The sequence below is a fragment of the Chryseobacterium indologenes genome, from assembly GCF_002025665.1.
Classification (GTDB): Bacteria; Bacteroidota; Bacteroidia; order Flavobacteriales; family Weeksellaceae; genus Chryseobacterium; species Chryseobacterium metallicongregator.
The window spans coordinates 3,795,644-3,809,146 of sequence record NZ_CP018786.1 but is presented as its reverse complement, the minus strand read 5'-3'; the positions used below and the strand labels follow the sequence as shown (position 1 = coordinate 3,809,146).

The window sequence follows — 13,503 nt, the reverse complement described above, 5'->3', positions numbered from 1 at the left end:
GATACTTACTCAAAAATAAATTTATTAAAGAAATGAATACAAATCACCATCCTACACTCATCGTTTTAGCAGCCGGAATGGGCAGCAGATATGGAGGTCTTAAACAGTTAGATATATTTACTCCACAGGGAGATACAATTATAGATTTTTCTTTATATGATGCATTGCAGGCTGGTTTTAAGAAGTTTGTTTTCATTATTCGTAAAAGTTTTGAAATTGAATTTAAGTCATTAATAGAAAAAAAAATAAAAGGAAAAGCTGAGATAGAATATGTGTATCAGGAGATTGATAGTGTCCCTCTGAAATATCTAAATGCAGAACGTATCAAACCCTGGGGAACAGGGCATGCCTTACTGCTTACTAAAGATGTGGTACACGAAAACTTCGCCATTATTAATGCTGATGATTTTTATGGAAGAGATGCCTTTATGGTGATGTATGATTTTCTTAAAAAAACAGACATTAACTCTTATAATTTTAGTATGATAGGCTATTTACTGAAGAATACAGTTTCTGATCATGGTTATGTTTCCCGAGGAGTATGTGATGTAGATTGTAATGGAAACTTATTAAATGTAACTGAAAGAACATATATAGAGAAAAGTGAAAACGGGCTAAGGTACAAAGAAGAAGACGAGAGTTTTACAACAATTGAAGAGGAGGTAACAGTATCTATGAATTTTTGGGGGTTCACACCCAGGTGTTTTGAATTTGGCAATGATTCTTTTAAGCGTTTTTTAGAGAAAAATAAAGAGAGTTTAAAAGCAGAATACTATTTGCCAACTTTGGTTGCCGACAGTATAGCATCCGGAAAAGTTAACGTAAAATTATTGAAATCTAATGACAGGTGGTTTGGAGTTACCTATCCTGAAGATAAAGAAATTGTACAAAAAAGGATTTCAGAATTAAGAATGAAGAAGCTGTATCCGGAGAATTTATGGGAATAATCTGGCATTGTAACCAGTCCTTTTATCCTATTTCCTTAACGAGTACTTATTAGAAATGGCCTACGCTATCCTATACCAAAAACAGTTAGTTAAAACCTATAGATAGCTCAGAGCAATAATATAATGAAATGATTATTTGATTTATGAAAAAATATCTCATTACAGGTGGAGCAGGATTCATCGGAAGCCATATTGCTGAGGAACTATCAAAAAATGGGCATCATGTTATCGTATTAGATAATTTAAGAACAGGAATTAAAAAAAATCTGGAAGGATTAGATGTTGAATTTATCAATGGAGATATCAGAGATAAAAACCTTCTTTTTAAATGTGCACAGGAAACCACAGCTATTTTTCATCTTGCAGCATTAGTAAGCGTACCAGAGTCTTTAATCAATATTTCAGAGTGTATAGATATCAATACACATGGAACAATTAATGTTTTGGAAGCTGCTAAAAATAATTATGGCTGTAAGGTTATTTTATCAAGCTCTGCTGCTAATTATGGAGATGATCCTATTCTTCCTAAAATAGAAAGCATGGTTCCAAAACCTATGACTCCTTATGCCATTACTAAATTGGATGGAGAATATTACCTGGACATGTATCAAAAACAATGGCAAATACCCACTGTTTCATTGAGATATTTTAATGTTTTTGGTTCGAGACAAAACCCTGAGTCTGCCTATGCAGCTGCCGTTCCCATTTTTATAAATAAAGCATTAAAAAATGAACCGATTATTATTTATGGAGATGGACATCAAACCAGAGATTTCATTTATGTAAAAGATATAGTTCGTGCTAATATTTTTGCATCAGAAAAAGGAGTTTCCGTTTATAATATTGCTTTAGGACAGAGTACTTCTATTATTGAGCTTGCTATAAAGATTATTGAAATTATTAATTCAAAATCACCAATTGTTTTTTTCGAAGAACGGGCAGGAGATATTAAGCATTCTACAGCTGATCCTTCCAAGTTTCAACAATTAGGATTTAAACCTCTTTATTCTTTAGACCAGGCATTATTAGAAACAATAGAATATTATGATAGAAGAAATAGTGAAGGGTAAGAATAGTAGTCTTTTAACTAAAAAAAATAAATAATTGAAAATTTAGAAATAAAAATTCTATATAAAAATTTAATTTTAATACTTACCAAAACCAAATCAATATGTTGAAAAGCACAATAGATTTCTCCACAGGATTTGAAAAAAGATTTGAAAAGATAGAAACAGTTATCTTCACAGATTCGCTTTCTGCTTCAAAATCTGTAGCAAAAGAAATTTCTGACCTTATACGTGTAAAACAGTCTCAAAAGCAGCCTTGTATTTTAGGGTTGGCTACAGGTTCCTCACCCAAGAGCTTATACGCCGAACTGGTGCGAATGCACAGAGAAGAAGGTCTGAGTTTCAAAAACGTAATTACTTTCAACCTTGACGAATATTATCCTATGGAACCAGATTCTGTACATAGTTATGTTCGTTTTATGAAAGAGTTATTGTTTGATAAAGTAGATATTCTTCCTGAAAATTATCACATTCCTGACGGAATATTATCCAAAGAAGAAATAGCAGATTATTGTACAGAATATGAACTTAAAATAGAAGCCTTGGGAGGGATAGATTTGCAGATTCTGGGTATTGGTGGTAATGGTCATATTGGATTTAATGAATCGGGGTCCCTACAAAATTCCAAAACCCGTCTTGTAGCTTTAGACCATATCACAAGAGTAGCAGCAAGCAATGAATTTTTAGGACTGTCAAATACTCCCAGAACAGCTATTACATTGGGGGTGAAGAAAATAATGGAAGCGAAAAGAGTAATACTACTAGCCTGGGGTGAATCTAAATCAAATATTATAAAAGAGTCTGTAGAAGGCCCAGTTACCAATCTGGTACCAGCCTCTTATTTGCAGGAACACAAAAACGCTACTTTTGTATTAGATCAGGCAGCAGCTCATAAACTTACCCGAATTAATACTCCATGGCTGGTGGAAAAAATAGAATGGACTGATACATTAATCCGAAAAGCAGTTTTGGGGTTAGCCCAAAAAATAAAAAAACCAATATTGATGCTTACCGATTCGGATTATATAGAAAACGGAATGAGCGATCTGTTGGCAGATAAAGGACCAGCCTACAATATCAATATTCAAATTTTCAATAAATTACAACATACCATAACGGGATGGCCAGGAGGTAAACCAGGAGCAGATGATAGCAATAGGCCAGAAAGGAAAGCTCCGGCGAAGAAAAGAGTTCTTATATTCAGTCCACATCCGGATGATGATATTATTAGTATGGGCGGAACTTTCATAAGGCTGCATCAACAAGGGCACGAGGTTCACGTTGCTTATCAAACCTCCGGAAATATAGCCGTAGCAGATTCTGAAGCATTGCGGTTTGCAAATTTTGTATGTGATTACAACGAAATGTTTGGCATTGAAAATAATGCAGCCCAAAAGATTTTTGACAAAGCCATCAAGTTTTTGCAAAATAAGAAAAATAGTGATGTAGACATTCCTGAAGTAAGACATATAAAGGGGTTAATAAGAAAAGGAGAAGCAAAATCTACTTGTTATTACGTGGGAATACCAGACAGCCAGATTCATTTTTTGGAAATGCCCTTCTATGAGACAGGCAGAATAGAAAAAAAACCATTGAGTACAGAAGATATAGAAATTGTAACAGATATAATCGACCGGGTAAAACCACATCAAATATATGCAGCTGGTGATTTAGCAGATCCTCATGGAACACACAAAGTATGTTTAGATGCTGTTTTTGAATCTGTTAAAAATTTAAAATCAAAGGAATACATGAAAGATTGTTGGTTATGGCTATATAGAGGAGCATGGAAAGAATGGTCTATAGAAGAAATAGAAATGGCAGTTCCATTAAGCCCGGACCAGATTTTGGAGAAACGCTATGGAATTTTCAAGCATCAATCTCAAAAAGACGGAGTCGTATTCCAGGGAACAGACATGAGAGAATTCTGGCAAAGAGCTGAAGAAAGAAACAAAGAAACAGCAGAGACCTATCATAAAATGGGGCTTGCTACTTATGCTGCCATGGAAGCTTTTGTAAGGTGGAAATTCTAAAAAATTAAAATTCAATAAACAGGGTAAACAGAAAAACACAAGTTCTGGTAAATACCGTAAATGATGCATAACAAGTTTCACTTCCTAAAGGTTTGTGAAAGGTGTCATTACGTCTATATTTCAAGGATATATTGCAGAAGTTTTAGACAATTTGCAAAGTTATTGGGTAGTTATAATCGAAATTCTTTGCACTCTATTCCATGCTTTGATAGGAAGTAATTCTTCACCAATACAAAATCTATAAATCTAATTTAGATACACCTTGTTGTATATCTTATTGAAGTAATTAATGATGGTCTTGGCCTTTCTAAACTTATTCACAATTCTTTTTCTTGCAATCCAAAAAAGTTGTAAAGCCACTGATGCTGAAGATATCCTTCAACGTTCTTTGGCGTATTATTCATTATTAAAAACACAAAACAGAAGCTAGTAAAACATATTTTTTGCGTGAGAAATGTTGCCTGAAAAGTTTGAAAATTAATTCCAAAACTTGTTTAATGGACATTTTTTAACCTTTAAAAATTAGCATTAATATTTGATCGTTGATCTACTGAAAATAAAATAAGAACACTGTTATTGTTTAGGTTATCAATGTGTTGGGTTTGTTTTTTTTAAGTAAAAAGCAGGAATTAAGTTTGTCAACCATCATCAATTTACAGAAGTCTTTTTAACAAGACATATTCTAATCATTTCCAAACTGGTGGTAAAGGGTTAAAAACTGGTGGTTACCAGTATGGAGGTGTAAAGTAAAAATATACATTTGGGTAACAAATAGTTAATGTTTTAGTAACAGATGGTTTCCCTCATGCAAAGGAAAATAAAACAAACAACTAGTTAGAAAATAATTTCCCCTTAGATAGAATAATATTCCCATAAAAGTTAAAAACATGAAGAAAAAAAAGATTATTTTGAGTGCAGTCCTAATGTCCTCTGTATCATTAGTACATGCACAAGAAACTAAAAACAAACCTTCGGACACTATCATGAAGAAAGTAAAAAACGTGGAAGAAGTTGTTTTAGTAGGATATGGAAAACAGAAAAAAGGAACTGTTTCCGGATCTATAGCTTCTGTTGACAAAAGGATACTACAGGATCGCCCAACAACAAGTTTAACCGCCAGTATACAAGGTGCTTTACCCGGAGTTACAATTAAATCTTCTTTAGGAGATGTAGGGTCTGTTCCAAACTTAAATGTAAGGGGAAGGAGTGTTGCAGGTAATTCACCACTTTATATTATAGATGGTATTCTCTCAAGTGCTGCAGACTTTTCCAGGCTAAGTCCGGCTGATGTAGAAAATATAAGCATATTAAAAGATGCTTCAGCAGCTATCTATGGTACAAGAGCTGGCTACGGAGTAGTTCTTGTCGAGACCAAAAAAGGTGGTGGAGGTAAGATGAGTATAAGTTATAATATGTATAATGCCTATCAGACTCCCACTTATTTACCTAAATACGTAGATGCTGTTGGATATATGAAACTAAAAAATGAAGCATATTATAATGCTAATAATAATGTTGGTCATTTTTCTCAGTACAAGCAAGAGCAAATAGACCTTACAGCTGCAGGTACAGATTTAGACAGATACCCTAACACAGACTGGTATAAAGAAACTTACAGAAAAATGGCCAATGTGCTTAATAATGAGATTAATGTAGCTGGTGGAGATAAAACTCGTTATTTTGCAAGTTTAGGGTATTTGAAACAGGAATCTCTGTCCCCTACAAAAGGTATGGAGAGGTATTCTTTTAGAACAAATACATCCTCTAAATTAAGTGATAAACTTACAGTAAATTCTAATATATCATTTATTAAACAAATGATCAATGATCAGGGAGGTGGTATTAATACGATAGAATTGGCAAGAATATCCCCTACCATGGCGGTAAGACAATCCAATGGATGGTGGGGATCTATGAATGCGGGTAAAGTAGATAATACATTTGCAAATACCAACCCCGTAAGAAATAACATAGAAGGTGGAGATTCTAAATCAAATGATCAAAAATTTATGGGAGCATTATCTGCAAACTACGTTCCTGTAAAAGGATTAAATATAGATGCTCAAATCAGCTATTCCAACTGGAATTACCGCTCAGGTTCTTTTATAAATACACTAAACCCTGTGTACAATTTTTTAACGAAAGCTCCTATTAGTGCAACTGCGAGAGCAGTTAACAACTATCAAGAAAAATGGGAAACTGATGAATTACTCAATACTCAGGTCCTGATTAGCTATGAAAAAAATATATCATCACATTATTTTAAAGTTTTGGGAGGTGCTTCTTATGAGGACTATACCAATAGAACAATAGAAGGTAAAAAATCTAATATACCAAAAGATGGATTGCATTCTTTAAGTGCTCTAAGTACTCTTGACGGAACCTTAGATGAACTGAAATCTAATACTCAGCAATATGCTTTCCAGTCTGCTTTCGCCCGTATCAATTATAATTATCAGGAAAAATATTTTCTAGAAGGTATTATAAGGGCAGATGCATCTTCGCGTTTTGCTAAAGAAAACAGGTGGGGCTATTTTCCGGCAGTTATGGCTTCCTGGAGGTTAGATAAAGAAAATTTTATTAAAAGCCTGAATTTTATTAATACCCTGAAATTGAGAGGTTCTTATGGTAGTGCCGGATCTATTAATACTATTGGTTATTATGATAGTCAGACCTATATGAATAATGGTTCTTCAGTTCTGGGAAATGCTATAGTAGGGATAGTGGTACCAGGCAGACTTGGTTTTTCTGATATAGGTTGGGAAAAAATTGTTACCAAAAATATAGGTCTGGACGGATCTTTATTCAGCAATACTTTCACTTTCTCAGTAGATTTATATAACCGCCTTACAAAAGGTGCTTTAATGAAAAATCAATTACCATATGAAACAGGTGTACTCATAGACAGTGATCCAGACAAAAACGAAACACCACCAATTAATGCGGGTGACGTACAAAATAAAGGGATAGAAGTTACTTTGGGTTACAATAAAAATTTTGAAAACGGAGACTTTTACATCAATGCTAATTTTGCTAAAAACCAAAATAATATCCTTTCCCTTGTCAATAGCAAACCTCTATACAATGACTATTGGATAGCACAGGTAGGAGGTTCAATTGGTGATTTCTACGGATATAAAACTGCTGGTCTCTTGACCCAGGAAGATATTAATAATAATTATCCCAAATTATACAGTTCCTCTCAGCCTGGCGATATAAAGTATGTAGATATTAATGGAGATGGAGTTGTTAATGAAAACGATAGAACGGTAATAGGAAATGATGTTCCCAGTTTTACGTATGGTTTAAGCATAGGAGGTAGATATAAAAATTTTGATCTCAGTGTAGTGGGGCAAGGGGTAGCGAATGTTCAGGTATATCTGGATAAAGAATCCTCTCAGGCATTTTTCAATGGTGCAGGGGTAAAGCAATATGTTTTAGATAACAGATGGACTCCTGAAAACCCAAACCCTAATGCTTTGTACCATAGAGTGTTGCCGGCTGGAGGAGGAACTCAGAATATAGGTGTTACTTCAGATTTTTGGCTTTTTAATGCAAGTTACTTCAGAATCAAGTCTGTTACTTTAGGATATTCTCTTCCTCAGGAAGTAGTTAACCGCATAGGATTGAAAAAATTCAGAATATATACAAACTTAGAAAATTACTTTACGCTGAGAGGAGACAAAAGGGTGAAAGATTTTGATCCTGAAATGGCTAGTGCCCGTGCTACATATCCGAATTTAAAAACCGTATCGTTTGGTATAAATGCAACCTTTTAACTTAACATGAAATATCTAAAAATGAAAAAAATAAAAATTATATTGCTATCAATTACTCTATCTATTGTTACTGGTTCTTGTAATTTAGATAGGTTTCCGGAAGACAAAATATCGCAAGATACCTTTTGGAAAACTGAAAAAGATGCTACCATGGCACTCAATGGTATTTATGCATACATGTCTTCCGCGGCTTTTAGCAGTTTGTACAACGATAGTTATACCGATAATTCATATGCTCAATATCCTTGGGAAACAACTGCAGTAAATGCTTCTGCAGGAGACATACTCCCTTCTACAGATTTCGGATATGATTTTACGACAATTAGAAGAGTAAATACCTTTTTAGAAAATATTGATAAAATTCCAATGGACAAAGATCTTGCTAAAAGATATATTGCAGAAGCAAGATTTATAAAAGCTTTTAATTATTTTGATTTATCTCAGCGTTTCGGAGCTCTTCCATTAGTGCAGAAATCAGGTGAACTGGATGGGGCTTCTCTTACACCAGTTTCTGAAACTGAAATTGATAATTTTGTAACCAGTGAATTAAATGCTATTGAAAATGATTTACCAGCTATCTATACCTCCGGTCAAGATAAAGGTAGAATAACAAAAGGAGCCGTATTAGCATTTAAGGCAAGGGTCTATTTATACACAGGAAAATATAAAGAAGCTTATGAAGCTGCTCAACTCATAATGAATTCTGGAACTTACGGGCTTTTCAATACAGCTTCAGTAGATACAAGTACAGACTACGATAGCTTTGTTACCTTTACTTCTACCACGGATAAAGATAATTTTTACAAAGGCTTAAGTAATTATCAGGCATTATTCTGGGCTAAAAATGAGGGCAGTATAGAATCAATTTTAGAAGCTCAGTATGTACCAGATTCAAAAGGAACATATAGCAACTACATGACCCTTTTTCTATTGCCCAATGAAGAAAGTGGATGGAGCTCTATCACTCCAACAATTGATTTGGTAAATGCATATTGGAAAAAAGATGGAACAACATTTACACCTCCTTCTAATGATACAAGAGCGGTAAACTATAACAATGGAAATCCAAATGGTACCTATCTGGACGAATTCAAAAACAGAGACACCCGTTTATATGCAAGTATTATGCACCCAAATGGTCCTTGGTCCTATCTAAAAGGCTTTGGAACGAACCATCTGTTCACATGGGGCAAGGGAGGAAACAATACATCAAAAATTGGCTATAACTATAAAAAAATGGCAGACTATAACTCATTAGATGAAAACTTATATGCAAGTAATAATTTTATGCTGATTCGCTATGCAGAAGTATTGCTTACTTATGCTGAAGCAAAAAATGAATTTTATGGGCCAGATGCCTCTATTTATGATGCATTAGACAAAATCAGAAATAGAGTGGGTATGACCGGAGTTAGCAGAACTCAGACAAAGGAGACATTGAGGAATATTATTAGAAATGAAAGAAGAATAGAATTAGCTAATGAGGGACATAGATTCTATGATATCAGAAGATGGAAAATTGCACCCAATGTAATGAAAACAGTTTATGATATAACAAATGCACAGGTTGCAACAAGAGTTTGGAATGATAAATTTTACAGATTCCCTTACCCTCAAACTGCGGTGGATTTAAATCCAAAATTAAAAGAAGCCCAAGCAGCAAAAGGATACTAACAACCCTAGAAACAGATACAGAAATAAGTTATTTATATTTTTTTAAAAGAAGCTGCCCTTTTGACACAAAACTACTTTTTGAAAGTCTTAATATTACAAGAGATTACAGTTTATTTTATCTTAAAATGTAAATTAATAATTAAAGTCGACGTAAATGAATACAGTTTTAAATTCAAAAATTCAAAAGATTTTACTCCTGAGTTCCTTTCTTTTTCTCCCGATTGGAAAAGCTCAGGCTCAAAATATTGAGAATGTTTCTAAGAAAGGAGGAACTTCTGTAGAAGTTTTGCTTTCCGGCAACAAAAAAATAATAATAGATTTTTATGGGGAAAATATTTTCAGATTGTTTTTAGATCCCAAAGGCGGAGAAATAAGAAATCCGGAAGCGATACCTCCTGCTCAGATTTTAGCAGATCAACCTAGAAAAAAAGTAAAAGAAATTGAAATCAATAATTTATCACAAACTGTTTCTGTTTCTACCCATAAAATTAAAATTGAAATTGAAAAAGCAACCTCTTTATTTAAAGTATTTGACCTGAACCTTAATAAAGAGATCTTTTCTTTTATTGCTCCTATTGAGGTTAACTCTAAAGAAGTAGTACTCACTTTATCTCAGGGAAAAAATGAATATTTCTATGGAGGAGGTGTACAGAATGGGAGATTCTCTCATAAAGGAAATACTATTTTTATCGTGAATCAAAATAACTGGACCGATGGTGGTGTAGCGTCTCCAAATCCTTATTATTGGTCTACAAATGGATATGGTTTTATGTGGCATACTTTCAAAAAAGGATATTATGATTTTGGTAAACAAAAAAAAGATGAGGTAAAATTGGCCCATGAGACTAATTATCTGGACGTTTTCTTTATGGTAGATGATAACCCTAAATCTTTGTTGAATGATTTTTACCAACTAACAGGAAATCCTGTACTTTTGCCCAAGTTTGGTTTTTATGAAGGACATCTTAATGCCTACAACAGAGATTATTGGAATGAAGACGATAAAGGAATACCATTTGAAGACGGAAAAAGATATAAAGAGAGTCAAAAAGACAATGGAGGGGTTAAAGAATCGTTAAATGGCGAAAAAAACAATTATCAGTTTTCTGCCAGAGCTGTTATAGACCGGTATAAAGATACAGATATGCCGTTAGGATGGATATTGCCCAATGATGGTTATGGTGCAGGATATGGACAAACCGAAACTTTGGAAGGTAACATCGCCAATTTAAAATCATTTGGAGATTATGTCAGAAAAAATGGAGTAGAAATAGGATTGTGGACACAGTCAGATTTACATCCAAAAGAAGGAGTAGCTGCTCTTTTGCAGAGAGATATTATAAAAGAAGTGGGAGATGCAGGCGTAAGAGTACTAAAAACAGATGTTGCCTGGGTAGGCCCTGGATACTCATTCGGGCTGAATGGGGTTTCAGATGTCGCTCAAATAATGCCACGCTATGGTAAGGGAAGTCGTCCTTTTATCATTTCACTGGACGGATGGGCGGGTTCACAACGATATGCAGGTATTTGGACAGGCGACCAAACAGGTGGAGAGTGGGAATACATAAGATTCCATATTCCTACTTATATAGGTTCTGGTTTGTCTGGCCAGCCTAACATTACTTCGGATATGGATGGCATTTTTGGTGGAGAAAAGCCAATTATCAATACCAGAGATTTTCAATGGAAAACCTTCACTCCTATGCAGCTCAATATGGATGGCTGGGGAGCCAATGAAAAATATCCTCAGGCTTTAGGTGAACCAGCTACTTCTATCAATAGGAATTATTTAAAATTAAAGTCGAGTTTACTTCCTTATACTTATAGTGTGGCTAATGAAGCTGTAGATGGATTGCCAATCATCAGAGCAATGTTTTTACAACAGGCTAATGATTATACCCTCGGAAAATCTACTCAGTACCAGTATTTGTATGGTCCCTATTTTTTAGTGGCACCCATATATCAAGCTACAAAAATGGATAAAGAAGGGAATGATATCAGAAATAATATTTACCTCCCAAAAGGAAATTGGATTGATTACTTCACAGGACAAACGTATGAAGGAGAAATTATTTTAAATCATTTCGATGCACCCATTTGGAAGCTTCCTCTATTTGTGAAACCAGGCGCTATTATTCCGATGATAAATGCTAATAATAATGTTCATCAAATCAATAAAAAAATAAGAATTTATGAAGTGTATCCTTCAGAAAAATCCAGTTTTATAGAATATGATGACGATGGCGTAACCGAAAACTATAAGAAAAAAGAATCTGTAAACACTCTTATAGAAAGTAATGTTGTAAAAAATACTGCAACAATAAGCATTTCTCCTGTTCAAGGTAATTTTAATGGTTTTGAAAAAGAAAAAATGACAGAATTCAGAATTAATGTCACTAAAAAACCATCCGGTGTAAAACTTTCTATTGGAGGAAAAAATATGAAGCTGAAAACAGTAAATACGGTAGATGAATTCAATAGTGCCACAAACGTATATTTTTACAACACCCAACCGGAATTCAATAATTACTCTACAAAAGATTCTGGATTTTCAAAAGTTTCGATTACCCGAAACCCGCAACTTTGGGTAAAAACAGAAATTACAGATATAAGCAAAAACAAGGTAGAACTTGTCATTAAAGATTACCAATTTATCAGTTCTAATCAATTGAAAAACAATTCCGGAGCATTTGCAGAAACTTTAAAACCAGTCACTTCAGAAAATACAAACACCGCCTATTCAATAGTGCCATCGTGGAATAAAATACCTAATGCAGATTACTACGAAATACTATATAATAATATGGTATACAGTAATATAAAAGATAACTCTTTCTTGTTTGAAGGACTTATACCTGAAACAAAATATGATTTTAAATTAAGGGCTGTAAATAAAACCAATACTTCTGATTGGGTTTCTTTTTCCTCCCAAACCAATAAAAATCCTTATGAATTTGCAATTAAAGGTATAAAAGCCACCGCTACAATTCCAAGCCAGGAAGGAGAAGGCATCGAAAACCTTTTTGATCAGGATGTGAACACTAGCTGGTTTTCAGATTATGAAAAGAGTAAAGTCCCTTTTGAAATAATTTTAGATTTGGGCTCTATTAATACAATAAACAAACTAGAATATATCCCTAGAAGCAGTGGTTACAGCGGAATATGGCTGAAGGGTAAAATTGCGTATAGTGATAATAAAAAAGATTGGACAGAACTTAACTCTTTTACCTGGGATAGAAATAACAAAACCCAATCTTTAGATTTTACTACACCTCCTACTACAAGATTCATTAAAATTGAAGTCAGCAATGCCTTTAGAAACTTTGCTTCTGGAAATGAGTTATACGTCTTTAAAGTCCCGGGTTCTGTAAGCTTACTTCCTGGCGATATCAATAATGATCAGAAAATTGATAGGAATGATTTTACTTCGTATATGAATTATACAGGTCTGAAAAAGGGTGACTCTGATTTTGAAGGATATATTAGTAACGGAGATGTTAATAAAAACGGTTTTATTGATGCATTTGATATTTCTAACGTCGCTACAAAAATAGATGGAGGGGTAAACGATGAAGAATTGAAACCACTGCAGGGAAGCATTACGGTCTCTGCTTCCAAACAGCAATATGCTAAGAATGATATTATAGAAGTAGTGGTAAAAGGTAATAATCTGCAATCTGTAAATGCACTGAGTTTTGCCATTCCATATAACCAGCAGGAACTGGAATATATAGGCATTACACCATTACATTTTGAACAAATGGAAAACTTAACTTATGATAGATTACATACCAACAAAGAGAAGGTATTATATCCTACGCTGGTTAATGTAGGACAAAAACGTCCTTTAGAAGGTACAACGGATTTGTTCATCATTAAATTTAAAGCAAAACGAAACGGATCATTTAATATAAAAGCTTCTAACGGTTTGCTGGTTGATAAAACACTGAATTCTATAGATTTCTAATTACGAAGTTTAAAGCTAAAAATAAAGGCTCGGATT

Annotated in this window: 6 protein-coding genes; all 6 read left to right on the top strand. The window is 33.9% G+C overall.

Annotated features, from left to right (window positions below):
- Positions 1-32 precede the first annotated feature (32 nt).
- The 6 genes from BUE84_RS17225 (at position 33) to BUE84_RS17200 (ending at position 13,467) form a co-directional block, all read left to right on the top strand.
- The gene (locus BUE84_RS17225; protein WP_079242757.1) at positions 33-947 is read left to right on the top strand and encodes an NDP-sugar synthase; all 915 of its coding nucleotides are present in this window, start codon (positions 33-35) and stop codon (positions 945-947) included.
- 143 nt (positions 948-1,090) lie between these two features.
- Positions 1,091-2,017 carry an NAD-dependent epimerase/dehydratase family protein gene (locus BUE84_RS17220; RefSeq protein WP_079242756.1) on the top strand — a complete coding sequence of 309 codons (927 nt, stop codon included), beginning with the start codon at positions 1,091-1,093 and terminating at the stop codon, positions 2,015-2,017.
- Positions 2,018-2,118: 101 nt separating this feature from the next.
- Positions 2,119-4,047, top strand: coding sequence for a glucosamine-6-phosphate deaminase (gene nagB / locus BUE84_RS17215; RefSeq protein ID WP_079242755.1), 1,929 nt, complete (start codon positions 2,119-2,121; stop codon positions 4,045-4,047).
- 887 nt (positions 4,048-4,934) lie between these two features.
- Entirely contained in the window at positions 4,935-7,826 is a 2,892-nt protein-coding gene (locus BUE84_RS17210; protein ID WP_079242754.1) for a SusC/RagA family TonB-linked outer membrane protein, read from the top strand.
- A gap of 21 nt (positions 7,827-7,847) precedes the next feature.
- Positions 7,848-9,500, top strand: coding sequence for a RagB/SusD family nutrient uptake outer membrane protein (locus BUE84_RS17205; protein ID WP_079242753.1), 1,653 nt, complete (start codon positions 7,848-7,850; stop codon positions 9,498-9,500).
- A 154-nt stretch (positions 9,501-9,654) separates the two neighbouring features.
- A complete protein-coding gene (locus BUE84_RS17200) occupies positions 9,655-13,467 on the top strand; it encodes a TIM-barrel domain-containing protein (RefSeq protein WP_079242752.1) in 3,813 nt (1,270 codons plus the stop codon).
- Positions 13,468-13,503: the final 36 nt, after the last annotated feature.

Bases quoted from the DNA above. Each gene is read 5' to 3' on its own strand.
- BUE84_RS17225 (WP_079242757.1), top strand. From the start codon at position 33: ATGAATACAAATCACCATCCTACACTCATCGTTTTAGCAGCCGGAATG.
- BUE84_RS17220 (WP_079242756.1), top strand. From the start codon at position 1,091: ATGAAAAAATATCTCATTACAGGTGGAGCAGGATTCATCGGAAGCCAT.
- nagB (WP_079242755.1), top strand. From the start codon at position 2,119: ATGTTGAAAAGCACAATAGATTTCTCCACAGGATTTGAAAAAAGATTT.
- BUE84_RS17210 (WP_079242754.1), top strand. From the start codon at position 4,935: ATGAAGAAAAAAAAGATTATTTTGAGTGCAGTCCTAATGTCCTCTGTA.
- BUE84_RS17205 (WP_079242753.1), top strand. From the start codon at position 7,848: ATGAAAAAAATAAAAATTATATTGCTATCAATTACTCTATCTATTGTT.
- BUE84_RS17200 (WP_079242752.1), top strand. From the start codon at position 9,655: ATGAATACAGTTTTAAATTCAAAAATTCAAAAGATTTTACTCCTGAGT.